Source organism: Agrobacterium sp. SOY23 (assembly GCF_027212525.1).
GTDB classification, from domain to species: Bacteria; Pseudomonadota; Alphaproteobacteria; order Rhizobiales; family Rhizobiaceae; genus Agrobacterium; species Agrobacterium tumefaciens_I.
In genome coordinates this window covers 935,549-960,879 of sequence record NZ_JAPWDT010000001.1, presented here as the reverse complement: position 1 = coordinate 960,879, position 25,331 = coordinate 935,549, and the positions used below count along the sequence as shown (strand labels likewise).

Genomic DNA, 25,331 nt, shown 5'->3' with positions numbered 1-25,331 from the left:
TCAGTCCATCCGCAGAACGATCTTGCCGAACACCTGGCGCGTTTCCATCCGCTCCAGCGCCCGGTTGATATCGTCGAAGGTCACTTCGGTATCGATGACGGGATGCACGATGCCGCGCGCCATCTTCTGCATGGCATTGGCCATGTTTTCCATGCGGCAGCCGAAGGAGCCGAGCAGCTTCAGCTGCTGCTGGAACAGCATCATCAGGTTGATTTCGGTGGAAACGCCCGAGGTGGAGCCACAGGTGACAAGACGGCCACCGCGCTTCAGCGAGAACATCGAGGCGACGAAGGTATCCTTGCCGACATGTTCGAAGACAACGTCGACACCCTTCTTTTTCGTCAGCTTGCGCACCACGCCTTCGAAACGGTCGGTCCGGTAGTTGATGACATGATCGGCCCCGAGCGCCTTCGCCCGTTCGATCTTGTCGTCCGAACCGACGGTGGTGATGACGGTGCAGCCCATCTTCTTGGCAAGCTGGATCGCCGCCGTGCCGATGCCGGAACCACCGGCATGGATGAGGATGGTTTCACCGGGCTCGAGCTTGGCATTGTCGAACAGCATGTGCTCGACGGTGCCGAAAGTCACCGGCGCAAGCGCCGCAGCAACGGCGTCAATGCCGTGCGGGGCCGGCACGAGCTGGCGGGCGGGAATATTGATCTTTTCCTGCGCGAAACCATCGAGATGGAAACCGTGCACGCCCTGAACATGTTCGCACAGATTGTCGCGGCCCTCGCGGCAGGGCTTGCAGAGCCCGCAGGTGCGCGCGCCGTAGACCGAAACAAGCTGGCCGGGCAGAACATTCGAAACGCCGGGGCCGATGGCCTCGACGACGCCGGAGGCTTCCGCACCGATGGTGAGCGGCATCTTGCGCTTGGCGAAAGCCATGCCGCGCCAGCCCCAAACATCGATGTGGTTGAGCGCCACGGCCTTGACGCGCAACGTCACCTCGCCCGGGCCCGGAGCATCCGGTTCGGGCAGGTCCACTTTTTCGAGCTTCCGGTCGTCCACGAGTTGAAGAGCGCGCATATATCAGTCCTTCGCCCGAGGGCGTTATCTAAAAATCATTCCAGCAGAACTCTGTAACGGTTTTGCGGCCGGAATGCGTAATCAAAGAAGCGAGAGCGTTTCCGCAATTCATTTGGAAACGCTCCTGTTAGTGACGAAACCGATCAGGCCGGTTCCCGTGTCATGACAAGGCTTGCATTCTGCCCGCCAAACCCGAAGGAGTTGGACAGAACCGCGCTCACCTGCGCATCCCGCTTCACATTCGGCACCACGTCGAGCGTGATGGTCGGATCGGGATTGTTGTAGTTGATCGTCGGCGGCAAGGTGCCGGTCAGCATGGTCTGCAGCGAGAACACCGCTTCCACGGCACCTGCTGCGGTCAAGGTGTGACCGATCATCGACTTGTTGGACGACAGCGGAATATCCTTCAGGCCTTCACCGAAGACGGCGAGCATCGAGCCATATTCCATCTTGTCGTTTTCGGGCGTCGAGGTGCCATGGGCGTTGATATAGCCGATATCGCTTTCAGCCACGCCCGCATCGGCCAGCGCCGCGCGGATCGTCGCAATCGCCGGGCCGCCATCGGGCGAAGAGCGCGTGCGGTGGAAGCTGTCGGCCTTTTCACCGGCGCCCTTGATGATGCCGAGCACCTTCGCGCCGCGTGCAACGGCGGATTCCAGCGATTCCAGAACCAGCGTCGCCGCACCTTCGGCAATCACGAAACCATCGCGATCCTTGCTGAACGGCTTGGAGGCCTTTTCCGGCGGGTCGTTCTGGGTCGAAAGCGCGGACAGAAGCGAGAAGCGGATCAGTGCCTCGGCGCTGACAGAACCGTCGGTCGCAACCGTGAGAGCACGTTCGGTACGGCCCTGGCGGATCGCTTCGACGCCGAGCTGGATTGCGGTCGCACCCGATGCACAGGCCGTGGACAGCGTGACCGGCAGGCCGCGTGTGCCGAAGCGATCGGAAAGGCGCTCGGAAATCGCACCGAAAAGCGCTGCTTCCTGGAATGCCGGATCGGGACGCTGACGGAAGGCCGTCAGGAACCGCTCATACGCATCGCCCGGCTGGGCAGCCGGCGGAGACCGGTCGGCAAGCTCGAAACGGGCGCTCCATTCCGGCTCGATCGGCGGAGCTGCGAGAAACAGAGGGCCATCGAAATCGCCGGAGATACCGGCCTGCGCCAGTGCCTCGATGGTGGTTTCACGCGCGAAGGCATAAGAGCGCTCGACGGAATTCGGAACCGGGATGTCGATGAAATCGACCGTGCCGCTGATGCGGGTGGAGAGCCCTTCGGTCGGGAAACGGGTGATCTTGTGGATGCCCGACTTACCGGCCGTCAAAGCCGCCCAGTTGTCCTCAAGCCCCTGTCCGAGCGAGGTGATGATGCCCATGCCGGTGACGGCGACGATCGGGCGACCGAGATGATCCCTGAAATTGGTCATGGTCTTTTCTCCTCACACGTCACGGGACAGGACGGCAACACCTTCGCCGCGCACATGGCCGACGGTGGTGACGACCGCTTCGGTTGCCGCTTCGCCCATGGGCTTTTCCGCGGCAGCATCGAAAGTAGGAACCTTCGCCCCGCTTTCAAGCGTGAGCGCCGCGAGCGCGAGGCCGAGCGGAAACTGTGCTTCAAGTCCATGGCCGGTGATGCCACCGAAACCGCGAATGGCGGCCTGCGGCAGGGCTTTTTCGAGAATGGTCTTTTCGCGGGCCGTGACATCGTCATAACCGCTGGCGCCGGAGAACACGACGGTCGCAGCGCTGTCCTTTGCAGGGGCCAGCAGGCGCTCCATGCGCTTTTCCAACTTGCCGTCATCGCGGCTGCCGCGGTCACCCTCGATGGCGTCGATGCGGGCATAGATGCGGGCGCTCCGCTCGCTGGCATGCTTGCGCGATTCCAGCACGAGGAATGCACCAAGCGAACCGGAAATCATGCCGCCGCCGTTCTGATCCTCACGCGACCACAGTGGCTGCCAGCCGCCCTGCGCATGCGCGCCGATGGCTTCGAACAGCAGGATCATGTCGGGACGTTCGGCGGAGAAGGCGCCGCCCACAAGGGCGTGGCTCGATTCGCCGGAACGGATGCGGTGGAACGCGGTTTCGACGGCGGAAATGCCAGCCGCTTCCTCGCCCATGAAGGTGCGCGACGACCCGGTGACCTTGTGCACGATGGAGATATTGCCGGCCATCAGGTTGGAAAGCTGAGCGAGAAACAGCGTCGGGCGCAGCTCCGTCGTCAGCTTCTCGTTGAGCAGCTTTTCGCGGTCGTTGCGCTTCAGCGCCTCATCGACAATCAGCGTATCGACATTGATGTCGCGTTCACCGCCACCGGCAGCAACGATCATGTCCATGGTGGCGCAGGCTTCGGCATTGTCCTTCAGCCCGGCATCATCGAGTGCGAGACCGGCGGCGAAAACGCCGAGACGCTGCCAGTTCTCCATCTGGCGCTGGTCACCACGCTTGGCGATCTGGGCCGACCAGTCGATTTCCGGCATGGGATGGACCGGATAGGGCTTGAACTTTTCGGTCTCGACAACCGGCTCCGGCACGGCGGCTCCAGAAAGAAGCGCCACATGCGCCTGGCTGCCAACGCCGTGACAGGTCACGATGCCGACCCCTGTTATCACCACATCATTGTCAGATTTCATCGTCTGTCATCCTTTGCAGCCGGCCCCGCCGAAACGGTCACGGCTATCCACAGCGGTTGCGAACAACCACTTCATGCGTTGCGGAATAAAGCGCGCGATGCGGATTGGCAATGGTGAAGGCCCGATCCGCCGTCGCGAGCCCACGATTTTCACGCGTCAAAACCGGGCCGACGGGAAAAACGCTCCCCTTAGAAACGGGCGGAAGCGCTTATTTCTGCGCATCCGCGGCAATCGCCGCCATCAGGCCGACTTCCTCGGCCCGCTTCCTGACGATGGGCGCGAGCGGAATTTCGCTGAAGGGCATCGTCCTGAGTTTGAGCTGCGCGTCGCAAACCTTCTTGCCATCCGAGGTGATCTTCGCCTTGGTAACGGCAAAGCCCGAACCGTCATGCTCCAGCACGGCCTCGATATCGAGAACCGCGCCGGGCTCCACGAAGGTACGCATCTTGGCACCATCGACCGACATCAGGAACGGCATGGAGGCAAAATCGGAAAATGCCAGAACCAGCATGCCGGAGGCCTGCGCCATCGTCTCGATCAAAAGCACACCCGGAACCAGCGGCATGCCGGGAAAGTGGCCTTCGAAAACCGGGCTCTTGTCGGGAACAACGGACTGCGCCTTCAATGTGCGCGTCGTCATGTCCACGGCCTCGACCTTGTCGATCATCTGGAAATATTCAAGCAGCATCCGTCCGGCCCGTTTCTGGTCGGTTGCGACCCGCCATTACAGGCTGGGTCCAGAAAGAAAAATGCCCGCCGGAAGCGGGCATTGTCACATCAGCCCTTGGCTGCGCGCAATTCGTCGATCTTGGCACAGAGGTTCTTCAGCACGAAGTACTCTTCGGTGGAAACCTTGCCTTCGTTGACTTCCTGCGTCCACTGCTCGAGCGGGATCTTGATGCCGAATTCCTTGTCGATCGCGAAAACGATATCAAGAAAGTCGAGGCTGTCGATGCCCAGATCGTCGATCGTGTGGCTCTCCGGCGTAATGGTTTCGCGGTCGATTTCGCTGGTTTCGGCGATAATGTCGGCAACCTTGTCGAATGTAGCTGTCACGCCCATAATCCTTATTGTCGTTCGTATGAATTATCCTATCAGACGCACCACATAGGCAAGTCGCACAAAAAAGCCAATGGTTTCGTGACGTAACTTTGAAATTTGCCCCAAAACTGTTGCCTAAACAGCAACCGAATGGCGGCCGCGTCCATTGCCGAGATAGGTGTCGAAGATTGCCGCGATATTACGCACGAAGGGTTTCCCCGTCTCCGTGACGGCAAAAATCCCGGCTTCCATACGCACCACACCGTCGCTGTTGCCGGCAGCGAATTGCTGCGCCTGCGTCCGCACGGAATGGCTCGCCCTGCCGAAACGGTGGTCGATATCCGCAAAGTCGAGCGCGAAATCGCACATCAGCCGCTCAATGACATGCGAGCGCACATGATCCTCTTCCGAAAGTTCTATGCCCTTGACGACGGCAAGCCCGCCCTCGCCCACCATGCGCTGATATTCCCCCGTCGCCACCATGTTCTGCACATAACCCTGCGGCAGCCGGCCGATGGAGGATGCGCCGAGCCCGATCAGCGCATCGGCCGTATCGGTGGTATAACCCTGGAAATTCCGACGCAGGGCGCCGGCTTCGACAGCCTGGCATAAAGTGTCCGCCGGCTTGGCAAAGTGGTCGATGCCGACCGCGCGATATCCCGCCTGCTTCAGCATCTCGCCCGCCATCGTCATCTGACGATAACGCTCGGCAACGTCGGGAAGCGCGTGTTCGGGGATCAGCGACTGGTGTTTCTTCATCCACGGCACATGGGCATAACCGAAAAGCGCCACCCGGTCCGGATTTAGCGAGACGATCTGATCCACTGTCTTCTTCAGCGTCTCGCAGGTCTGGAACGGCAGGCCATAAAGAATGTCGCAATTGACGGAGTGAACACCCCTCGCCCGCACGGCATCCACAACGGATTTCGTCTGTTCAAAGGACTGGATGCGGTTGATGGTTTTTTGCACTTTGTCATCAAAGTCCTGCACACCGAGGCTGGCGCGCGACATGCCGACGGCGGCAAGCGCATCGTAACGGCTGTCATCAAGATCGTTCGGGTCCATCTCGACACTGATCTCGGGGTCCAGCCCGAAGGTGAAATGCCGCCGCAGACAGTCCATCAGGCTCTGCATGTCCTCCGGCTTCAGCATGGTGGGCGAACCGCCGCCGAAATGCACGGCGCTCACCACCGCATCGGGTGAAACGAGCGCGCCAACGGCTGCAATCTCCTGCTTAAGTGCTTCAAGATAAACGGCAATCGGCTCATATTTCAGCGTGTGCTTGGTGTGGCAGGCACAGAACCAGCACAGCCGGTCACAATAGGGAATGTGCAGGTAAAGCGATATGCGGTTCCTGTGGCCAAGCGCGCCGAGCCAGCCGCGATAGGTCGTATGATCGATTCCCTCGTGGAAATGCGGCGCGGTCGGGTAGCTCGTGTAACGCGGCACTGCACCCGAATATTTGCGAAGAAGTTCGGTATTCATCACCGGATTTGCCTTTTATCAAGAAAATGTCGATTTCCTCTCTTTCAGTAACCGCTGCGACAGTTTGCAACTTTGACTTCAATCAAATTGCGCCATAAGTTCTTGCTAAAGTAGACGCGGGGACGACGGCTACATGGCGCAAGCCTTCAACAAGACCGGATTTGACACCCACGGTCGCATTCGTTCCGAAAAAGCCAGCATTGGAAAAGGCTTATGGACACGCTGCAGAAGACCATCCACAATTCCGAAGAACCCGTCGTCTGCCGCTCCTGCGAGGCGCGACACGGCGGTCTTTGCAGCACGCTGACACCACAGCAACTGTGCGATCTGAACCGCCATTCCAGCCGCAAGAAACTGGAAGCGGGCAATGAGCTTCTCGGCCAGGGTGAGCTCGTCACCTCCTATGGCAACATTCTCAATGGCGTGGTGAAGCTCTCCAAGATGATGTCGGATGGCCGACAGCAGATCGTCGGCCTGCAATTCGCGCCGGATTTCCTCGGCCGTCCCTTCCTGGCCGAAAGCAAGATGACGGCGGAAGCCGCGACCGATGTGGAGATTTGTCTCTTCCCGCGCCGCGTCGTCGACCGCATGGTCTCCGAAGTGCCTGACATGGAACGCAAGCTGCACAACCAGTCCCTGAAGGAACTGGACGAGGCGCGCGACTGGATGCTGACGCTTGGGCGTAAATCGGCACAGGAAAAGGTTGCCAGCTTTCTTTATATGATCGCCACCCATATCGACCCGGAAAATGAAGACAAATCGTGCTTCGACCTGCCGCTTTCACGGGCCGATATAGCTGATTTCCTGGGTCTCACCATCGAGACCGTTAGCCGGCAAATGACCAAGCTGCGCAAGGAAGGCATTATCCGCATCGAGAACAACCGCCATATCACGGTGCCTGATCTCGACGTTCTGAGCGAAGCCGCCGGTAACGACTGACAAAATTAGCCCTGTCACTGCCCCTGAAACGCGGATGCCCCGAAATTGATGTGTGGCGCCCGCGCCTGAGCGGGTGCGAGCGCAAAACCGGCAAGAACCAGCAAAGCGGCGATGCATTTCATGATATTTCACCCGTGCCCCGCTTTTTCAGCGGCCTGTTTGTTATGGCCGCATCATAAGCGGCAAACCGCCTCCATCCGCTTAACATCTTCGGTAAGCGGATGGTTCAGAGGCAGGGTAAAGAAGGGGTTAGGATTGCCGAACGGCATGCCCTGTCAGCCTTTAATGTCGCTACGGAAGGCTCGGCATCACCACGAGTTTCTTCTCCCCGCCGGGGGAGAAGAAACAGGATGCACCCGCTCGCTTCATATGCAGCCTTTGGCTCATAGGAACGGGTCCATTTGGGGTATGTGAAGACGTTAAGGAGCAGTCCCGGGAACCGTGCAAAATGCGCGGCCGAATCTCACTGCGAAGCAGGCGTCGCAACCGGCTTCTGGTTTTCGGCAAGCGCCCGCAGCTCGGCCACCCGGCGCTTGTATTCAGCTTCCGAAATCTGGCCGTTGCGCCGTGCCGCACCGAGGCGCGAAAGGCTTGTTTCCATCTTGGAGGCCTCGTCATCGCCCATCTGGCTGCCCGCAGCCGTCAGCGGCTGGGAGAAGGTCGGATAGGTGTCGGTGTCGCGCTTCTGGCTCACCGCAGTGTCGCTGACGGGCCGCGGACCGACGATTTCAGTCGTCGGGCGGCGCATATGGGCCGGTGCGACGATAGGCTCTGGGGCCTTGCAGGCCGCAAGCGTGGTGACGAGCATGGCGCCGGAGAGCGAAAGAACAGCGATTCTCGCGGCGTTTTCCGCATATGTTCCCCATGTGCCCATGTGCTTGCCCATCGTCCTGTTCCGCCTGTAAGGATATCTGCCGATATCAAATTCGACCGCGGTTCGGCCCTTTGTGGCCTCCCCTTGCTGGTGGAACTTGTATTCGTTTTCATGCAGAATGTGCAAACACAAATTTGGTGGAGGATAGCGCATGGCAGGTGTTGACGGCGGGGGGGCGAAAAAGGGTGGCAAAACGCCCGGCTTCGACGCCAGTTCCGCCGAGGCCTACCTGATCCGCGACCCCGAAACCTTCGCGATCAACATCGCCCGCGCGCTCGAAAACCTCGGCAAGGCCGCCTCGGAATGGCTGGCGCCGCGCGAACGCGGCGAAATTCCCCAGGCAAGCGCCGACCCGATGACCGACCTCATCAAGACGCTCTCCGACGTCGCCGAATACTGGATGGCCGAGCCGAAGCGGTCGCTGGAAGCGCAGACCCATCTTCTCTCCAGCTATTACGACCTCTGGGCAAAATCGCTGGCACAATTTTCCAGCGAGGCCGATTCGCACTCGGAAAATGCGGCCGAAAGCGGCCCTGCCCAACGCAGAAGCAAGCGTTTTGCCGATGCCGACTGGCAGGCCAATCCGTTCTTCGATTTCCTGCTGAAAGCCTACCAGACCACCGTCGGTTTCGCCGACCGGATGGTGACGGAGGCCGAAGGCCTCGACGAGCACACCCGCACCAAGGCGCTGTTCTACATGCGGCAGGTCACGGAGGCTCTCTCTCCGGCCAATTTTGTCTTCACCAATCCGCAGGTCTTCCGCGAAACGGTCGCCTCCAGCGGCGCCAATCTCGTCAAGGGCATGGCGCAGCTGGCGGAAGATGTCGCGGCCGGCAATGGCCATCTGAAACTGCGCCAGACCGATTACAGCAAATTCGTCATCGGCCAGAATATCGCCGTCACCCCCGGCAAGGTGGTGGCGAAAAGCCCGCTCTGCGAAATCATCCATTATGCGCCGACGACGGAAAAGGTCTTCAAACGGCCGCTGCTGATCGTGCCGCCGTGGATCAACAAATTCTACATTCTCGACCTCAACCCGCAGAAATCCTTCGTCGGCTGGTGTCTTGAGCAGGGCCACAGCGTCTTCATGGTCTCCTGGATCAACCCGGATGCGCGCCTCGCCGAAAAGGGCTGGGACGACTACGTCCGCGAGGGTATCGATTTCGCGCTCGACACCATCGAGGAACGGACCGGCGAGAAGGACATCAACGCCATCGGTTATTGCGTCGGCGGCACGCTTCTGTCTTCGGCGCTGGCGCTGCATGCGCAGGAGGGCAATGAGCGCATCCGCAGCGCCACGCTGCTGGCCGCCCAGACGGATTTCATCCATGCCGGCGACCTTAAGGTCTTCATAGACGAAGGCCAGCTGGCGGCGCTCGACAAGCACATGCAGGCGGTCGGTTATCTCGATGGCTCGATCATGGCCACCGTTTTCAACATGCTGCGCGCTTCAGATCTCATCTGGCCCTATGTGGTGGATAATTACCTGCGCGGCACCGAGCCCCTGCCCTTCGATCTCCTCTACTGGAATTCGGATTCGACCCGGGTGACCGCCGCAAGCCACTCCTTCTATCTGCGCAATTGTTATCTCGAGAACAATCTCGCCCGAGGATTGATGCGCGTTGCTGGCAAGCGCATCAATCTCGGCGATATAACGATCCCCGTCTACGATCTCGCCACCCGCGACGACCATATCGCGCCGGCAAAATCGGTCTTCACGGGTGCTGCGCTGTTCGGCGGGCCGGTGGAATTCGTGCTCGGCGCGTCCGGTCACATAGCAGGCGTCGTCAATCCGCCGCAGCTCGAAAAATATCAATATTGGACAGGGCCGTCACCGGCCGGAGACTTCGATGCCTGGCAGGCCGCCGCGACGGCCCACAAGGGCTCGTGGTGGGTGCACTGGCAGAACTGGATCGAAGACCAGAATGCCGAGAAGGTGAAAGCGCGAAAGCCGGGAGCCGGCAAGCGGCCCGTACTCGGCGATGCGCCGGGAACCTATGTCCTTTCCTGACCACGCCCATCATTTCTCACCTTCAAGGCCCCATGTTCTTCACGCCCCCACTTATTCCCGCCACGCTCATTTCCCGTTACAAGCGCTTCCTGTTCGATGCCGTCTTGGAAGACGGCACGGCGATCACCGGTTCCTGCCCCAATACCGGCTCCATGCGTGGGCTCACCACACCGGGTTCCCGCATCTGGCTCTCCGAACATGACAGCCCCACGCGCAAATATCGCCACATGCTGGAAATGGTCGAGGCCGATGGCACGGTGGTCGGCATCAATACCGGCATGCCGAACCGGCTGGCGGAAGAGGCGATCCTCACCGGCCGTATTCCAGAACTTGCCGGCTATTCGACAATCCGCCGCGAACAGAAATACGGGCGCAATTCCCGCATCGATTTCCTGCTGTCGGAAGAAGGTCGGCCGGATGCCTATGTGGAGGTGAAGAACGTGCATTTCATGCGCGAGAAAGGCCTCGCCGAATTTCCCGACACCGCCACCAAACGCGGCGCCAAACATCTGGAGGAACTGGGTGACGCAGCGGAAGCTGGTTGCCGTGCGGTGATGCTTTATCTCATCCAGCGCGACGATTGCGAGCGGATGCGCATCTGCGACGATCTCGATCCCGTCTATGCGCTGGCGTTTCAACGGGCGATGGCGCGCGGCGTGGAGGCCTATGCGGTGAAATGCACGGTCTCGCCCTCACAAATTTCGGTCAACGGAACGGTTAAGATGGACGAATGGCGTCCGGCTGTTTTATGAACAGGGACGTAAAGAGACAGAAAGCACTATGATGGTCACCTATATCGACGCAGCCTCCGCCCCCCTCAAAAACACAGGCGTCATCCGCCTTTACAGCCCTGAGGATTTTGATGGCATGCGCAAGGCGTGCCAGCTGACGGCACGCTGCCTCGATGAGCTGGCGGCGATCGTCAAGCCGGGCGTGACGACCGACGCCATCGACCGTTTCGTCTTCGAATTCGGCGCCGACCACGGCGCACTGCCGGCAACGCTGAATTATCGCGGTTATACGAAATCCGTCTGCACCTCGATCAACCACGTCGTCTGCCACGGCATTCCGGATGAAAAGCCGCTGCGCGAAGGCGATATCGTCAATATCGACGTGACCTATGTGCTTGACGGTTGGCACGGCGATTCGAGCCGCATGTATCCGGTCAGCCAGATCAAGCGTGCCGCCGAACGGCTGATGGAAGTGACCTATGAATGCCTGCTGCGTGGCATCGCGGCGGTGAAACCCGGCGTGCGCACCGGCGCGATCGGCGCTGCGATCCAGGCCTATGCGGAAGCGGAACGCTGCTCCGTTGTGCGCGATTTCTGCGGCCACGGCGTCGGACGCCTGTTCCACGACACGCCGAACATCCTGCATTACGGCCACCCCGACGAAGGCCCGGAAATCCGCGAGGGCATGATCTTCACCATCGAGCCGATGATCAACCTCGGCAAGCCGCATGTGAAGGTACTCTCCGACGGCTGGACGGCGGTGACGCGCGACCGTTCGCTCTCCGCGCAGTATGAACATGTCGTCGGCGTGACAGCCACGGGCTGCGAAATCTTTACGCTGTCGCCGGGCGGCTTCGATCGTCCGGGCCTTCCGCCACTCGCATAAGGCCAGACCCGCCTATGGCAAAACGCCCTGCCCCGCCTTCCGCCGATCTTTCCACGACACCCGGCTTTGAGGCGGGCGAAGGCGATCTGTTCGACGGGGCGGATGAGCGCGGCTTTTTTGCCGAACCGCGAAGCGCACCGAAGAAGGTCGAGCGGGCCGCAGCCGTTACAGAACAGGAAGCGGATGCCGCTCACTATCACGGCCACCGGGACCGGCTGCGGGCGCGTTACCGCGATGGCGGCGATGCTGCGCTTGCCGATTATGAATTGCTGGAACTGCTGCTGTTCCGGCTGATCCCGAGGCGCGACACCAAGCCCATAGCCAAAGCCCTCATCACCCGTTTCGGAACATTGGGCGGCGTGCTTGGTGCGCCTTTGCCGCTGTTGCAGGAGGTGAAGGGCGTGGGCGAGGCCGTGGCGCTTGATCTGAAGCTCGTCGCTTCGGTGTCCCAACGCATGCTGAAAAGCGAAATCCGCAACAAGCAGGTTCTCGGCTCCTGGTCGTCGGTCATCGACTATTGCCACGCCGCCATGGCCCATGAGACGCGCGAACAGTTCCGCATCCTGTTCCTCGACAAGCGCAATGTGCTGATCGCCGACGAGGTGCAGGGTCAGGGAACCGTGGATCACACGCCGGTCTATCCGCGCGAAGTGGTGCGCCGCGCCCTTGAACTTTCCGCTACTGCATTGATTTTAATCCACAATCACCCGAGTGGCGACCCCACCCCTTCACGCGCGGATATCGAGATGACCAAAACCATCATCGATACCGCAAAGCCGCTCGGCATCGCCGTTCATGATCACATCATTATCGGCAAGGACGGCCATGCGAGCTTCAAGGGCCTTCGGCTGATCTGAAGCTGGCGGGTGCTGACGCGAAGATTATTTCCCGCCTGCAACCCACAAGAGCGACGTCAACACAAAATTAACACCCATAAATTAGCATTTCCGAAAATAATAAATCAAGGCATCGAACCTTGATGCCTTAAGGAACGGGGGTGCTTTATGCGTAATGGAGTACGTTTCTTTCGCGATCGATCCGGTTCGTCCGCAATCGAGTTCGCCATCGTCGCGCCAATCTTCTTTCTCGTCCTTTTGACCATGATCGCCTACGGCATCTATCTCATGGCGGCCTATTCGGTGCAGCAGGTCGCGGCCGATGCAGCGCGAACGGCGGTTGCCGGGCTGAATACGACCGAGCGACAGCAGCTTGCGCGGGATTTCGTCACCAAAAGCGATCTCAGCTACGCTTTCATGGACAAATCGCGCTTCACCGTCGATGTCGCCACCGATCCAGCCAATGCCAACCAGTTCACGGTGAAGGTCGAATACGACGCCAGCAACCTGCCGATCTGGAGCCTCTACAGCTACACCCTGCCCGAGCCGGTCATCCGGCGTTTTTCCACCATCCGGATCGGAGGAGCATGACATGCGCGATATCCATTCCCTGCTTCCCCGCTTCCTCAAGGACAGAACGGGCAACATCGCCATTTCGGCCGGGCTCACTGCACCGCTCTTCATCGGCATATTGGCGCTGGGCGTCGATTACGGTTATCTGACATTGCAGAAGCGGCAATTGCAGCAGACCGCCGATCTCGCGGCCATATCGGCAGCAGCCAGTTCCACCGACGCCGAGAAGGCCGTCCAGCAATATTTCGCCCTCAATGGCATGGATCTCGGCGTCAAGACGGACAAGGGTCTCCTGACCGCAAATGGGTTGCAGCCCTTCGATCCCTTGAATGAATTCGCCAGCAGCAAGGGTTATGCCGAAGTCATCAAGGGTCACTACGAACCGGATGCGACCGTACCGGTCGGCCAGCGTTTCGTCGACAATGCCCTGCCCACCAATGCGATCAAGGTGAACATTGTCGAGCAGGGGCAGATATTCTTCGCCTCCGCCTTCACCAAGCCGCCCAAGGTCTCGGCGGTGGGAACGGCCTCGTCGCAGAAGATCGCCGCATTTTCGGTGGGATCACGACTGGCGAGCCTCGATGAGGGAATTCTCAACAGCCTGCTCGGTGGCCTGCTCGGCACCACGGTGTCGCTGAAGCTCATGGATTACCAGGCGCTTCTCGCCGCCGATGTCAATGCACTGAAGATCGTCGAGGCGCTGGCCATCGATCTCAACCTCACCGCCGGCACCTACAAGGATGTGCTGAAGACGGAAATCACCTACGGCAAATTCCTCGACGTGCTGACAAAAACCACAGGGTTACAGCCGGCGGTGGTCAACATCCTGAATACGCTGCAAAAAACCGTCAACAAGAGCAACGTCAAGATCAAGCTTGAGGAAATCCTCAATCTCGGCCCCTTCTCCGACAAGCTGATCGGCACGGGTGAAAACCTCAAGGTAACAGCCGGCGTCTTCGATCTCATCAATGCCGCTGCCGTGGCGGGCAATGGCGGTAACCAGCTGGGGCTTAATCTCAACGCCAATATTCTTGGCCTCGCCTCGGTCAAGGCAACGCTCGCCATTGGCGAACCGCCCGTCGAAACGCCGTCGCTCGCCGTCGGTGGTCAGGGCACCATCGTACGCACCGCGCAGACCCGGCTGGCGGTCAATGTCGTGGTCGACGGATTGCAGGCCATTGCCGGCCTCAAGGTCAATATTCCGCTCTATGTGGAAGTTGCCCATGCCGAAGCGCGGCTTGCCGATATTCGCTGCACGGGCGGTGGACAGGGTACCGTCGATATCGAGGTCGTTCCCGGCGTCGCCGAAATCGCGCTCGGCAATGTCGATACCACGGCCTTTGCCAATTTCGGCAAGGACCCGCGCGTCACCAAGGCGGCCATCGTGGATTCAGCGCTGCTTGCCATCAATGGCAGCGCCCTCATCAACGCCACCAACATGACGAAGACCAAGCTGACCTTCACCCAGTCGGATATTACACAAGCCAAGATCAAGAGCGTCTCGACCAAGGACACCGTTACCACTCTTGTCAGTTCACTGCTGAAGAACCTCAACCTGGATATCCGGATTCTCTTCCTCAACCTCGATCTGGGAGGTCTGGCAGGCATTCAGTCAGCGCTTGCCAACACGCTCGCGGCAGTCACGGCTCCCGTCGATCAGCTGCTCTACAATGTGCTTCTGGTTCTCGGCGTCAAGATCGGCGAAGCCGATGTGCGCGTCACCGACGTCCGCTGCCAGCAACCGGCGCTGGTGCAATAGCTCAGCACCGCGCATGAAAAAGCCGCCGGAGGGTCTCCCGGCGGTTTTTTTCGTTCACGGCGTTACCTTACGCGTTGGCGATCGCCAGGCGCTTCTCGTCACGGCCGCTCTTCATGCGCTCGGACAGCAGGAACGCCAGTTCCAGCGCCTGATCGGCATTGAGACGCGGATCGCAATGGGTGTGGTAACGGTCGGACAGTGAATCCGCGGTCACGGCGCGCGCGCCACCCGTGCATTCGGTCACGTCCTTGCCGGTCATCTCGATATGGATGCCACCCGGATGCGTGCCTTCAGCGCGGTGGATCTGGAAGAAGCTTTCGACTTCCGACAGGATACGCTCGAACGGACGCGTCTTGTAGTGGTTGAGCGTGATCGTGTTGCCATGCATCGGATCACAGGACCAGACGACCTTGCGGCCTTCCTTCTCAACCGCACGGATGAGCTTCGGCAGGCTGTCCGCCACCTTGTCATGGCCGAAGCGGCAGATCAGCGTCAGACGGCCGGCCTCGTTTGCCGGGTTCAGCGCATCGATCAGCTCGATCAGATTGTCGGGCGTCAGCGACGGGCCACATTTCAGGCCGATCGGGTTCTTGATGCCGCGGAAATATTCCACATGCGCATGGTCGAGCTGGCGCGTACGGTCGCCGATCCACAGCATGTGCCCGGAGGTCGCATACCAGTCGCCGGATGTGGAATCGACGCGGGTCAGCGCCTCTTCATAACCAAGCAGCAGCGCTTCATGGCTGGTGAAGAAGTCGGTCTCGCGCAGGCTCGGATTGCTGTCCGCGCTGATGCCGATCGCCTTCATGAAATCCATGGTTTCGGAGATGCGGTCGGCCAGCTTGCGGTAACGGTCCGCCTGCGGGCTGTCCTTGATGAAGCCGAGCATCCACTGGTGAACGTTTTCAAGGTTGGCGTAACCACCCATGGCGAAAGCGCGCAGCAGGTTCAGCGTCGCCGCCGACTGGCGGTACGCGTCGAGCTGGCGCTCCGGGTTCGGAATGCGCGAGGCCTCGTTGAATTCGATGCCATTGATGATGTCACCGCGATAGGACGGCAGCGACACGCCATCCTGCACTTCCACGTTGGAAGAGCGCGGCTTGGCGAACTGGCCGGCAATACGCCCCACCTTCACGACAGGCAGCTGCGCGCCATAGGTCAGCACGACGGCCATCTGCAGGAAAGCGCGGAAGAAGTCGCGGATATTGTCGGCGCCATGCTCAAGGAAGCTTTCAGCACAATCGCCGCCCTGCATCAGGAAGGCGTTGCCTTCAGCCACATTGGCGAGCTGTTTTTTCAGGCGGCGGGCTTCACCTGCAAAGACCAGCGGCGGATAGGTCGCAAGGGTGGCTTCCGTGGCCGCAAGCGCTGCCGCGTCCGGATATTCGGGAACCTGCTGGATCGGTTTCTGTCGCCAGCTGCCGGGGGTCCAATTCTGTGCCATGTTCTTACCCTTTTTTCGCCCGCGCGACTGCCGCGCGACCGCCTCGAAAAATTGAGCGGCTTATAGCTCCAAGCATCGGCTTTGCATAGCCGATCCCCGAGCTAACAGGCTCATTCTGCCCGTTTTGGGCGCTCCAGATACACAAAAGTCAATTCAAACGATTTAACAACCCGCCGCCATCCGAAAAACATCGGTTTTCAAAGGGCGGCGGAGGATGAGTACAGCGATTATATCACGCCTGTATCGGCGTTACACACGCTCACCGTTCACCACGCGGTAGCTCGGCGAATACATCGTCACCAGCTCTTCCGCCGCCGTCGGATGAACCGCCATGGTGCGGTCGAAATCATCCTTGGTGCAGCCGGCCTTCAGCGTGATGCCGAGAAGCTGCGCCATCTCGCCCGCCTCGTGGCCGAGAATATGGACGCCGACAACCTTGCGGTCGGCGGCATTGACGATCAGCTTCATGATCGTCTTTTCCTGACGGCCGGAAAGCGTCGCCTTCATCGGCCGGAACTGGGCGCGATAGACCTCAAGCTCCGGATATTTCTTGCCGGCTTCCTCTTCCGAGAGACCGACGGTGCCGATTTCCGGCTGCGAGAACACCGCCGTCGCGATCAGCTCGTGATCCGGCTTGGTCGGGTTGTTCTTGTATTCGGTTTCGATGAAGCACATCGCCTCGTGGATCGCCACCGGCGTCAGCTGTACCCGGTCGGTGACGTCACCCAGCGCAAAGATGTTCGGCACATTCGTGCGCGAATACTCGTCTACGATGATCGCGCCGCGCGCATCCACCTTCACACCGGCATTTTCGAGGCCGAGGCCCTTGGTGTTGGGATCGCGACCGAGCGCCAGCATCACCAGGCCGACATTGAGCGATTTGCTCTGCTTCGTGCGGGCCACGAAACCCTCCGCCCCGTCCTTGCGGACGTCCTCGATGATATCTTCCAGAAGGATGCGGATGCCCTTGGCCTCCATCGCTTCATGCAGGCCCTTGCGCATGTCCTGATCGAACCGCGACAGGATTTCCTTGCCGCGATAGATCAGTGTCGTTTCGACACCGAGCCCATGGAAGATATTGGCGAATTCCACGGCGATATAACCGCCGCCAGCGATCAGGATCGATTTCGGCAGCTCTTCCAGATTGAAGGCCTCGTTGGACGAGATCGTCAGCTCATGACCGGGCAGCGCCCTGTGCTCGTTCGGCGTGCCGCCGACGGCAATCACGATACGCTCGGCAGTGAAGGTCTCGCCGGTCTTGATGAGTTTGACGGTATGGGCATCGACCAGCTCAGCCCGGCTGTCGAAAATATCGGCCTTGGCGTTTTCCAACCCCTTGCGGTAAAGCCCTTCCAGACGGGCGATTTCCTTGTCCTTCGCCGCGATCAGCTTCTTCCAGTCGAAACGGCGCTCGCCGACGCTCCAGCCGAAACCTTCGGCATCCTCGAAATGTTCGGGGAATTGCGAGGCATAAACGAACAGCTTCTTCGGCACGCAGCCGCGGATGACGCAGGTGCCGCCATAACGATATTCTTCAGCGATCCCCACGCGCTTGCCGAGCGAGGCTGCCACGCGGCCGCTGCGCACGCCGCCGGAACCGCCACCGATGACGAAAAGATCGTAGTCATAAGCTGTCATAGTCAAACCCCTGATCAACACCGCGCCATGCATCCCGAGGCGGGCGAGCGCGTATTCACGGCACATATAGGTGCTGCGACGCACAAATGAAAAGCCCGGTCCTGCGACCGGGCTTTGAATATTTCTGAAAGTGGCTTTTGCCTGGGCATCGGATTTTGCCGAAACCGCGTTACGCTTTTCGGCCCGGCGCCCTTCCTTCGATCAGGGCTTATGTGCCGGAGCACCGCCCGTGGCGCTCTGATCGGCCGGAAGCGGCTTCAGATCAGCGCCGGCAACCTTCTGCAGCTCCGACATGGAGGCGGCATTGAGGTCACGGTTGATGCCGGCTGCCCAGATATCAGCTGCCTTCATCAGTTCGCGCGTAGCGATCGGGCCGTCCTTCAGAAGCTTCTTGCCGGCTTCACTGCTGTAGAAGGTGGAAATGGCGTTCAGCTCTTCAACGCTGAAGGCGCGCGCATAGGTCAGCGCTGCTTCGCGTTCCAGATCGGCGCGGCGCGGCGCAAGCTCGAGCGCCTTGGCATCGACGGTCTCGGTGATCGCGTCCTGCACATTCGGCGAGGCCTGAATGAGTTCGGCCTTCAGACGCTCCGCCAGACCCGGCAGAATGTCGTCAAAACGGTCGGTAACGCCAAGAGAGGTGATCGCCTGCCGTGCGGCAGCGATATGCGCTTCCGAAATTTCCTGAGCGCGTGCGGCAGTACCGAACACGATGCCGGAAATGAGGATCGAAGCAGCGGCAGCTTTGCCCAGTCCCGCTAGTTTGACCATGAAAATCTCGCTCCTGTTATACTGCCTGCATCACGCGGGCGCCTTCAGGACCCGCGATAATGGCAAGCGATGCCAAATTTATGAAAAGTCCGTGCTCGACAACACCGGGAATCGTGTTCAGCTCGCGTGCTAGCGCTTCTGCATCAGGAATACGGCCAAAAGATGCGTCGAGGATCAGGTGTCCGCCATCGGTCATGAAGGGGCCGTCGTCGGAAGAACGCAGCGCCAGCGTGCCGGAAAGCCCGGAACGGGATGCCAGTTTTTCGATGGCGATGCGTGTCGCCATCTGGCCGAAGGAATTGATTTCGATCGGAAGCGGAAAGGCGCCCAGCGTCTCCACCACCTTGCTCTGATCGGCGATGACGATCACGCGGGCAGACGCAGCCGCGACGATCTTTTCGCGCAGAAGCGCGCCGCCGCCGCCCTTGACGAGGCGCAGTGCATGATCCACCTCGTCCGCGCCATCAATGGTCAGGTCCAGTTCCGGCAATTCGTCGAGGGATTTCAGCGGCACGCCAAGCTCGACGCACAGACGCGCGGTACGCTCGGATGTCGGCACGCCCTCGACCTTCAGGCCGGCCGCGACCTTCTCGGCCAGCAGACGAACGAATTCCTCGGCCGTCGAACCGGTGCCGATACCCAGCCGCATCCCGTCCTGCACGTGGGACAATGCGGCCTCGGCGGCCTTGATCTTCATCTGGCGGGCATCCATGTGCCTGAAACTCCGGTAGCTTTATCGTCGCCGTGCTGTTTACACGGGTCGAAAGCCAAACGAAAGCCTTTTTCAAGGCAACGAACAGAACGTTGTGACGCGGTTGCAAAGACACGCCCCTTTGCCTAGGCTTGGCGCGAATGAAAGCACCGATAGCTCAGCACCCGTATTCCGCAAGAGGCCCGTTTCCGTGACATCCCGCCCGCTCTCCCCGCTCGCCATTTTTGACCTCGACGGCACGCTGGTCGATACCGCCGCCGATCTCGTCTCGAGCCTCAACCACACCATCGCCGCAGCCGGACTTGCCCCTGTCACCTATAACGACCTGACGCATCTCGTCGGCCAGGGCGCGCGGATAATGATCAAGCGCGCCTTCGCATTGCGCGAGACGGAATTGCCGGAAGCCGAGATCGAACCGCTTTATGAGCGTTTCATCGCCCACTACCGCGCCGAAATGCCCGGCGAAAGCCGGCCCTATCCCGGTATTATCAGCGCGCTGGATGCACTCTCGGAAGCCGGCATCACGCTCGCCGTCTGCACCAACAAGACCGAAATCCTCGCTTTGCCGCTGCTCGAAGAACTGGGCCTTACCCGTTATTTCGCCGCCATCACCTGCGGCGACACCTTCTCCTTCCGCAAGCCGGATGCGCGCCATATTCTCGGTACCATCGAAAAGGCCGGCGGTGACGTGCAGCGCTCGATCATGGTCGGTGACAGCATCAACGATATTCTCGCCGCAAGGAACGCGGCCGTGCCGTCGATCGGCGTGGCTTTCGGTTATTCGGATGTGCCGATGGTGGAACTCGAGCCGGATGTCGTGATCGACGATTTCGCTGAGTTGACGCCCGCGCTGTTCGAGGAACTGGTTGCGAAGGGTGCGGCCGCGGCCTGAGAGGCTGGATGTTGCCGTCACACCCGACATTCCTGACAGACTTTGCCTATAAACTAAAAAGCGCCGTTTCCGGCGCTTTTCTCGATGGTATGCTGATCAGATCGACGCGGCCCGCGCCTTCGTCGTCACGGCAAACGCCTTCTGCACATAGCTGTCGCGATCATAGACATCATCGAAGAACTGCACCTTGCCGTCCCTGTCCGGCCAAGCCGTAAAGTAAGCAACGTAGACCGGAACCTTCTCCGGCACCTGCACGGCGCGGTTCTTGCCGGACGCGATCTGTTCGCCGACCTTGTCGATGCTGGTACCGAGAACGGCCGCCGCCATGCGGCGCGGATCAACGAGGCGGATGCAGCCATGGCTCAGCGCCCGCATGTCGCGGTTGAAGAAGCTCTTGGCCGGCGTGTCATGCATGTAGATGGCATGTGCGTTCGGGAACAGGATCTTCAGGTCGCCCAGCGCATTGTCGCTGCTCGGCGGCTGACGCACGGAAACCGCATTGGTGGAGCCGTACCAGTTGACGCTGGTGGAAGAAACCGCACGGCCACCCACCTGCACTTCGTAACCGAGCCGATCAAGATAGGACGGATCGCGGCGCAGCTTCGGCAGCATCTCGTTGACGATGATCGACTGCGGCACGCCCCAGTAAGGGTTGAACTCGACAGTCTGGATTTCGTCCTGGAAGAAATAGGTCTGGTTGGCCTTGGAGCCGACCACGACCTTCATGCCGAACTGTTCGGTGCCTTCATTGTGGTAATAGGCCATGAAGGCCGGCTGGTTGATGAAGACGTAACGCTGGCCAAGATCGGCCGGAAGCCAGCGGACCTGCTCCATGGCCACCTGCACCTTGGCGATCTTCGCGTCGTTGCTTTCGCCGACCATGGCACGCACGGTGGCACGGCCGATGACGCCATCGGGTTTCAGGCCGTTTTCGCTCTGGAATGCCTTCACCAGATCGACGAGATCGGGCGTATAATCCGGCGTCTGCTGATAGGCGGAAATGATCGCCGCATGCTCGGCCTTGAAGGCCGGCGAAGCGCGATGCTCGATCGCCTTGACGACATTGGCCATATCGGCGCTGCTATTGCCGGGTTTCAGCACCAGATCGGCAGGAACGCGAACGGTGTGAGCCGCGTCACCCTCGCCGCGCAGGCGGGCGAGTTCTGTCTTCAGCGCCAGATATTCGGCGCTCGACGGTTCACGGCTGCGCAGATAGGCGGCGACATCGGGGCTCAGGCCCGCAAGCTTCAGCACCGGCGCGAGGTTGACCGTCTTGCGCTTGAAATCGTGATAACCGGAAAGCCGGTTAGGATCGACGCGGCCACGGGTCGTATCCTGCACATAGGCGAGAACCTTGGCGGAAAGCGCCAGCTCGAACTGCATCTGTGCCCGCTGATAGGCATCGGACGCAGGCGCCGAGGCCGTTTCCACCGGCGTACCGGTTGCAGCCGTGCCGGAAGTATTGCTGATGCTGGCCGTCACATCCCTTGCCGGTGACGAAATGCTGTAATCGGCCGGATCGAGGCCACTTTCGCCGACCGTCTCGAAAAAGGCGATGACAGCGTTGGCGCGCGCGGTCAACTCGCCTTCCGAAACCCACAGCGTCTTGCCGCCGGCGCCGTAATAGGCTTCCAGCGACTTGGCGATCTCGGGGGTAGCGCTGAATTTCAGATTGGCGAGGCCTTCACCGAAATTCGCGGTGTTCACGAGACGGGCCGTATCCGCCTTGTAGTCGTAATAGCGCGGGCCGGAAACACGCGGCAGCGGCTCGGGATCGGAAGCGTCCGCACTCTGGCCTGCGCTCGATCCGGAGGGCGAGGTGACGATGCCGGCCGGCGGCAATTCACCGCGATCACGCGCGATCTTGCCGGGACCACCGCGCAAAAGATCCATCAGGGTCACCGCGCCGGCGCTGCCGGGAAGAGCGGTGGAAACGGAAAGACCGAGAGCCAGCACCAGCGCTGCCGATGTTTTTCCAGATGTGACTTGCAATTTGATCCTCGTAGCACCCAGCACCGCCTGCGAAACGGCGGGCATCAGTTTCATGCCTGTCTAGCCGATCAACGGCCCGTTGAAAAGAAAACGCCCAAAGCCCACAACCGTGCCGAAATGAACTTCATAATACAGCCAAAGCCATAAAAACGTAATTTCCAGAATTGGCGAGAATGGTTAAATTTCCATTTATTTCATTAACTTTGCCCTGGCTCACCGCCTTATTCGGACGGCCGTGAAACGCCGGTTTTCCGGCCTTTTCGCCACGTAGTAAAAATGACACGCCGTCGCCTTTTTCACCCTTCGTCGCCCCGGCTGGCGAAATCGCTTTTCCAGGGCGGGAAATATCTACCCCTGCCGCATTGCAGCGCTTTCATTGCCGGCGCGATGATTCTATATATCGGCGCGCGCAAGGCGGGCGAAGGCCCCGTTTTGGCGGAGGAACACGAGTAAAAAGGCAAGATTGATGACAGCCACACGGACGGAAACCGATACATTTGGCCCCATTGAAGTTCAGGCCGATCGCTACTGGGGCGCGCAGGCGCAGCGCTCGCTCGGCAACTTCAAGATCGGCTGGGAAAAGCAGCCCGCCTCTGTCGTTCGCGCGCTCGGCATCGTCAAGCAGGCCGCCGCCCGCGCCAACATGGCGCTTGCCGGTCTCGATCCCAAGGTGGGCGATGCCATCATCGCCGCCGCGCAGGAAGTCATCGACGGCAAGCTGACCGAGCATTTCCCGCTCGTCGTCTGGCAGACCGGCTCCGGCACCCAGTCCAACATGAATGCCAATGAGGTGATTTCCAACCGCGCGATCGAAATGCTCGGCGGCGAAATGGGCACCAAGAAGCCTGTCCACCCCAACGACCACGTTAATATGAGCCAGTCCTCGAACGACACCTACCCGACGGCGATGCACATCGCCTGCGTGGAAGAAATCGTTCATCACCTGCTGCCGGCCCTCAAGCACCTGCACAAGGCGCTGGAAGCCAAGGTCAAGCAGTTCGAGAAGATCATCAAGATCGGCCGCACCCACACACAGGATGCCACGCCGCTGACGCTTGGCCAGGAATTCTCCGGTTATGCCGCGCAGGTGGCCTCCGCCATCGCCAATATCGAAACCACCCTGCCCGCGCTATCCAAGCTCGCTCAGGGCGGCACGGCCGTCGGTACGGGCCTCAATGCGCCCATCGGCTTCGCCGAAAAGGTTGCCGAGGAGATCTCCAAGATCACCGGCCTTTCCTTCGTCACCGCACCGAACAAGTTCGAAGCGCTTGCCTCGCATGATTCCATGGTCTTCTCGCACGGCGCGATCAATGCGGCAGCTGCGGCACTCTTCAAGATCGCCAACGACATCCGCTTCCTCGGCTCCGGCCCGCGCGCTGGTCTTGGCGAATTGTCGCTGCCGGAAAACGAGCCCGGCTCCTCGATCATGCCGGGCAAGGTCAACCCCACCCAGTCGGAAGCGCTGACGCAGGTCTGCGCCCACATCTTCGGCAACAACGCGGCGCTCTCGTTTGCCGGCTCGCAGGGCCACTTCGAGCTCAACGTCTATAACCCGATGATGGCCTACAACTTCCTGCAGTCCGTCCAGCTTCTGGGCGATGCGGCCGTCTCCTTCACCGACAATTGCGTCGTCGGCATCGAGGCGCGTGAAGACAATATCCGCAAGGGCGTTGAAAACTCGCTGATGCTGGTGACGGCGCTGAACGGCAAGCTCGGCTACGACATCTGCGCCAAGATCGCCAAGACTGCACACAAGAACGGCACGACGCTGCGCGAAGAGACCGTCGGCGGCGGATACCTCACCAACGAGGAATTCGACCAGTTTGTGCGCCCGGAAAACATGATCGGCCCGAAGTAAGCCAGTCATATGCAATAGACATGGAAACGGGCCTTCGGGCCCGTTTTTGTTCGTTCGATTGACACGGCACAGGGCGGCCGTGACAGCGCTGGCCCGAACCGAAATATCCGGTTGCCTCCATATTGACCTGTTGGTTTTTTATATCGGCCTCATACACTGCTCTTCCGGGGGAATACCGGATCCAAATGCGCGATGAGGATGACGTCATGATTTGCCGCCGTAGCCTGCTTCTTGCGGGCGCATTCCTCGCAACAGCGATCAAAGTCCCAAACCTGCTTGCTGAGGACAATCGGTCTCGCATTGCCCTCTGGCCCGGCCTGCCTCCCGGTGGCGGCGGCCCGGACGGCCCTGCGGAAATCAACAAAAAAGGCGCAGTCACCAATATCGCCATACCAAGCCTTGAGATGTTTGCCCCTGACAGGCCCAATGGGTCCGCAATGATCATAGCCGGTGGCGGCGGATATAAACGCATAGAGGAAGGCAAGGAATCCTATCCCGCTGCACGCTGGCTCGCGACCAGAGGCATTTACGCTTTTGTCCTCAGCTACCGCCTGCCAATTGAAGCATGGGCCGCCGGGCCGCTCGCACCGCTTCAGGATGTGCAGCGCGCATTTCGTCTGGTGCGTGCACGCGCCCCGGAATGGCAGATCAATCCACACAGGGTCGGCGCGCTCGGCTTTTCTGCGGGCGGGCACTTGATGGGGCTCGCCGCCGCCCGTTCAGCTTTCACATCTTATGAAGGCGTCGATGACATCGACAGGCAATCAGCCCGGCCGGATGTCGCAGCGCTGATCTATCCGGTCATTACGCTTGCAGCTCCCTATGACCACACATCAACCCGCAGATCACTTGTCGGCAGGCACCCGGCAGATGAAGCAACGCGGCAATGGTCGGTGGAAAGTCACGTGAGCAAAGACTGTCCTCCGGTCTTCCTAACACAGGCGGAGGATGACCGGATTTCCAATCCCGCCAATAGCCGTATCATGCGAGAGGCCTGTGAAAAGGCTGGTGTGGATGTCGAATTCCATCCAATCGCATCCGGCGGCCACGGCTTTGGCATGGGCAAGGCCGGCACCCCGTCGGAGGAATGGCCAAACTGGTACGAGGTGTGGTTGCGGAGACAGAACTTTCTGGCATGAGGCAGCCCGGCGATCCACCGCACCGCGTATTCAGGCCCGCTATCACCCCAATAAAAAAGGGCCGCAAAAAGCGGCCCTCTTCGTAATCATT

General features: G+C 60.2%; 23 protein-coding genes. 10 read left to right on the top strand and 13 right to left on the bottom strand.

The features are described 5' to 3' along the window. The 6 genes from O3S81_RS04715 to hemN form a co-directional block, all read right to left on the bottom strand. Positions 1-1,029: a zinc-binding dehydrogenase gene (locus tag O3S81_RS04715; protein ID WP_269341282.1), complete on the bottom strand. Its 1,029-nt coding sequence runs from the start codon at positions 1,027-1,029 to the stop codon at positions 1-3. A 143-nt stretch (positions 1,030-1,172) separates the two neighbouring features. Next, positions 1,173-2,453: a beta-ketoacyl-ACP synthase gene (locus O3S81_RS04710; protein WP_269341281.1), complete on the bottom strand. Its 1,281-nt coding sequence runs from the start codon at positions 2,451-2,453 to the stop codon at positions 1,173-1,175. Positions 2,454-2,465: 12 nt separating this feature from the next. Continuing rightward, positions 2,466-3,662 (bottom strand): beta-ketoacyl-ACP synthase, encoded by a 1,197-nt coding sequence (locus O3S81_RS04705; protein WP_269341280.1) that lies wholly within the window; start codon positions 3,660-3,662, stop codon positions 2,466-2,468. 208 nt (positions 3,663-3,870) lie between these two features. Beyond that, a complete protein-coding gene (locus O3S81_RS04700) occupies positions 3,871-4,350 on the bottom strand; it encodes a 3-hydroxyacyl-ACP dehydratase FabZ family protein (protein ID WP_269341279.1) in 480 nt (159 codons plus the stop codon). Between the two features lie 89 nt (positions 4,351-4,439). Next, a complete protein-coding gene (locus O3S81_RS04695; RefSeq protein ID WP_003495848.1) occupies positions 4,440-4,724 on the bottom strand; it encodes an acyl carrier protein in 285 nt (94 codons plus the stop codon). A 114-nt stretch (positions 4,725-4,838) separates the two neighbouring features. Continuing rightward, positions 4,839-6,188, bottom strand: a complete 1,350-nt coding sequence (gene hemN / locus O3S81_RS04690) for an oxygen-independent coproporphyrinogen III oxidase (protein WP_269341278.1) — start codon at positions 6,186-6,188, stop codon at positions 4,839-4,841. Positions 6,189-6,401: 213 nt separating this feature from the next. Between hemN and fnrN the strand changes: the two genes are divergently transcribed. After that, the gene (fnrN, locus tag O3S81_RS04685; protein WP_269341277.1) at positions 6,402-7,127 is read left to right on the top strand and encodes a transcriptional regulator FnrN; all 726 of its coding nucleotides are present in this window, start codon (positions 6,402-6,404) and stop codon (positions 7,125-7,127) included. Positions 7,128-7,590: 463 nt separating this feature from the next. On the opposite strand, the gene O3S81_RS04680 is transcribed toward fnrN, so the two are convergent. Further along, on the bottom strand, positions 7,591-8,013 hold the full coding sequence (locus tag O3S81_RS04680; RefSeq protein ID WP_269341276.1) for a hypothetical protein: 423 nt from the start codon (positions 8,011-8,013) through the stop codon (positions 7,591-7,593). Positions 8,014-8,152: 139 nt separating this feature from the next. Between O3S81_RS04680 and O3S81_RS04675 the strand changes: the two genes are divergently transcribed. The 6 genes from O3S81_RS04675 (at position 8,153) to O3S81_RS04650 (ending at position 14,797) form a co-directional block, all read left to right on the top strand. Beyond that, on the top strand, positions 8,153-10,012 hold the full coding sequence (locus O3S81_RS04675) for a PHA/PHB synthase family protein (RefSeq protein ID WP_269341275.1): 1,860 nt from the start codon (positions 8,153-8,155) through the stop codon (positions 10,010-10,012). Positions 10,013-10,044: 32 nt separating this feature from the next. After that, a complete protein-coding gene (gene sfsA / locus O3S81_RS04670; RefSeq protein WP_269341274.1) occupies positions 10,045-10,764 on the top strand; it encodes a DNA/RNA nuclease SfsA in 720 nt (239 codons plus the stop codon). A gap of 31 nt (positions 10,765-10,795) precedes the next feature. Beyond that, on the top strand, positions 10,796-11,629 hold the full coding sequence (gene map / locus O3S81_RS04665; protein WP_269341405.1) for a type I methionyl aminopeptidase: 834 nt from the start codon (positions 10,796-10,798) through the stop codon (positions 11,627-11,629). Positions 11,630-11,643: 14 nt separating this feature from the next. Continuing rightward, positions 11,644-12,486 carry a RadC family protein gene (gene radC, locus O3S81_RS04660; protein WP_269341273.1) on the top strand — a complete coding sequence of 281 codons (843 nt, stop codon included), beginning with the start codon at positions 11,644-11,646 and terminating at the stop codon, positions 12,484-12,486. A gap of 147 nt (positions 12,487-12,633) precedes the next feature. After that, positions 12,634-13,056 carry a TadE/TadG family type IV pilus assembly protein gene (locus tag O3S81_RS04655; protein WP_269341272.1) on the top strand — a complete coding sequence of 141 codons (423 nt, stop codon included), beginning with the start codon at positions 12,634-12,636 and terminating at the stop codon, positions 13,054-13,056. 1 nt (position 13,057) lies between these two features. Beyond that, positions 13,058-14,797, top strand: a complete 1,740-nt coding sequence (locus tag O3S81_RS04650; protein ID WP_269341271.1) for a TadG family pilus assembly protein — start codon at positions 13,058-13,060, stop codon at positions 14,795-14,797. 67 nt (positions 14,798-14,864) lie between these two features. Here O3S81_RS04650 and O3S81_RS04645 read toward each other — a convergent pair whose 3' ends face one another. The 4 genes from O3S81_RS04645 to rpiA form a co-directional block, all read right to left on the bottom strand. Beyond that, positions 14,865-16,241 carry a class II 3-deoxy-7-phosphoheptulonate synthase gene (locus O3S81_RS04645; protein WP_269341270.1) on the bottom strand — a complete coding sequence of 459 codons (1,377 nt, stop codon included), beginning with the start codon at positions 16,239-16,241 and terminating at the stop codon, positions 14,865-14,867. 249 nt (positions 16,242-16,490) lie between these two features. Next, a complete protein-coding gene (gene gor / locus O3S81_RS04640; protein ID WP_269341269.1) occupies positions 16,491-17,879 on the bottom strand; it encodes a glutathione-disulfide reductase in 1,389 nt (462 codons plus the stop codon). A 201-nt stretch (positions 17,880-18,080) separates the two neighbouring features. Then, entirely contained in the window at positions 18,081-18,647 is a 567-nt protein-coding gene (locus O3S81_RS04635; RefSeq protein WP_269341268.1) for a DUF2059 domain-containing protein, read from the bottom strand. Positions 18,648-18,663: 16 nt separating this feature from the next. Next, positions 18,664-19,359: a ribose-5-phosphate isomerase RpiA gene (gene rpiA, locus O3S81_RS04630; protein ID WP_269341267.1), complete on the bottom strand. Its 696-nt coding sequence runs from the start codon at positions 19,357-19,359 to the stop codon at positions 18,664-18,666. A gap of 190 nt (positions 19,360-19,549) precedes the next feature. Between rpiA and O3S81_RS04625 the strand changes: the two genes are divergently transcribed. Then, positions 19,550-20,251 (top strand): HAD family hydrolase, encoded by a 702-nt coding sequence (locus O3S81_RS04625; protein ID WP_269341266.1) that lies wholly within the window; start codon positions 19,550-19,552, stop codon positions 20,249-20,251. 96 nt (positions 20,252-20,347) lie between these two features. Here the strand turns inward: O3S81_RS04625 and O3S81_RS04620 are convergent, their stop codons facing one another. Beyond that, positions 20,348-22,207 (bottom strand): L,D-transpeptidase family protein, encoded by a 1,860-nt coding sequence (locus O3S81_RS04620; protein WP_269341404.1) that lies wholly within the window; start codon positions 22,205-22,207, stop codon positions 20,348-20,350. Between the two features lie 160 nt (positions 22,208-22,367). Beyond that, positions 22,368-22,526, bottom strand: a complete 159-nt coding sequence (locus tag O3S81_RS04615) for a hypothetical protein (RefSeq protein WP_269341265.1) — start codon at positions 22,524-22,526, stop codon at positions 22,368-22,370. A 183-nt stretch (positions 22,527-22,709) separates the two neighbouring features. Here O3S81_RS04615 and fumC point away from each other — a divergent pair, with 183 nt between their 5' ends. Next, positions 22,710-24,101 (top strand): class II fumarate hydratase, encoded by a 1,392-nt coding sequence (gene fumC, locus O3S81_RS04610; protein ID WP_269341264.1) that lies wholly within the window; start codon positions 22,710-22,712, stop codon positions 24,099-24,101. 206 nt (positions 24,102-24,307) lie between these two features. Next, positions 24,308-25,240, top strand: coding sequence for an alpha/beta hydrolase (locus O3S81_RS04605; protein ID WP_269341263.1), 933 nt, complete (start codon positions 24,308-24,310; stop codon positions 25,238-25,240). Positions 25,241-25,331 lie beyond the last annotated feature (91 nt).

Coding starts and splice junctions, on each gene's coding strand:
- O3S81_RS04715 (WP_269341282.1), bottom strand. CDS start 1,029: ATGCGCGCTCTTCAACTCGTGGACGACCGGAAGCTCGAAAAAGTGGAC.
- O3S81_RS04710 (WP_269341281.1), bottom strand. CDS start 2,453: ATGACCAATTTCAGGGATCATCTCGGTCGCCCGATCGTCGCCGTCACC.
- O3S81_RS04705 (WP_269341280.1), bottom strand. CDS start 3,662: ATGAAATCTGACAATGATGTGGTGATAACAGGGGTCGGCATCGTGACC.
- O3S81_RS04700 (WP_269341279.1), bottom strand. CDS start 4,350: ATGCTGCTTGAATATTTCCAGATGATCGACAAGGTCGAGGCCGTGGAC.
- O3S81_RS04695 (WP_003495848.1), bottom strand. CDS start 4,724: ATGGGCGTGACAGCTACATTCGACAAGGTTGCCGACATTATCGCCGAA.
- hemN (WP_269341278.1), bottom strand. CDS start 6,188: ATGAATACCGAACTTCTTCGCAAATATTCGGGTGCAGTGCCGCGTTAC.
- fnrN (WP_269341277.1), top strand. CDS start 6,402: ATGGACACGCTGCAGAAGACCATCCACAATTCCGAAGAACCCGTCGTC.
- O3S81_RS04680 (WP_269341276.1), bottom strand. CDS start 8,013: ATGGGCAAGCACATGGGCACATGGGGAACATATGCGGAAAACGCCGCG.
- O3S81_RS04675 (WP_269341275.1), top strand. CDS start 8,153: ATGGCAGGTGTTGACGGCGGGGGGGCGAAAAAGGGTGGCAAAACGCCC.
- sfsA (WP_269341274.1), top strand. CDS start 10,045: ATGTTCTTCACGCCCCCACTTATTCCCGCCACGCTCATTTCCCGTTAC.
- map (WP_269341405.1), top strand. CDS start 10,796: ATGGTCACCTATATCGACGCAGCCTCCGCCCCCCTCAAAAACACAGGC.
- radC (WP_269341273.1), top strand. CDS start 11,644: ATGGCAAAACGCCCTGCCCCGCCTTCCGCCGATCTTTCCACGACACCC.
- O3S81_RS04655 (WP_269341272.1), top strand. CDS start 12,634: ATGCGTAATGGAGTACGTTTCTTTCGCGATCGATCCGGTTCGTCCGCA.
- O3S81_RS04650 (WP_269341271.1), top strand. CDS start 13,058: ATGCGCGATATCCATTCCCTGCTTCCCCGCTTCCTCAAGGACAGAACG.
- O3S81_RS04645 (WP_269341270.1), bottom strand. CDS start 16,241: ATGGCACAGAATTGGACCCCCGGCAGCTGGCGACAGAAACCGATCCAG.
- gor (WP_269341269.1), bottom strand. CDS start 17,879: ATGACAGCTTATGACTACGATCTTTTCGTCATCGGTGGCGGTTCCGGC.
- O3S81_RS04635 (WP_269341268.1), bottom strand. CDS start 18,647: ATGGTCAAACTAGCGGGACTGGGCAAAGCTGCCGCTGCTTCGATCCTC.
- rpiA (WP_269341267.1), bottom strand. CDS start 19,359: ATGGATGCCCGCCAGATGAAGATCAAGGCCGCCGAGGCCGCATTGTCC.
- fumC (WP_269341264.1), top strand. CDS start 22,710: ATGACAGCCACACGGACGGAAACCGATACATTTGGCCCCATTGAAGTT.
- O3S81_RS04605 (WP_269341263.1), top strand. CDS start 24,308: ATGATTTGCCGCCGTAGCCTGCTTCTTGCGGGCGCATTCCTCGCAACA.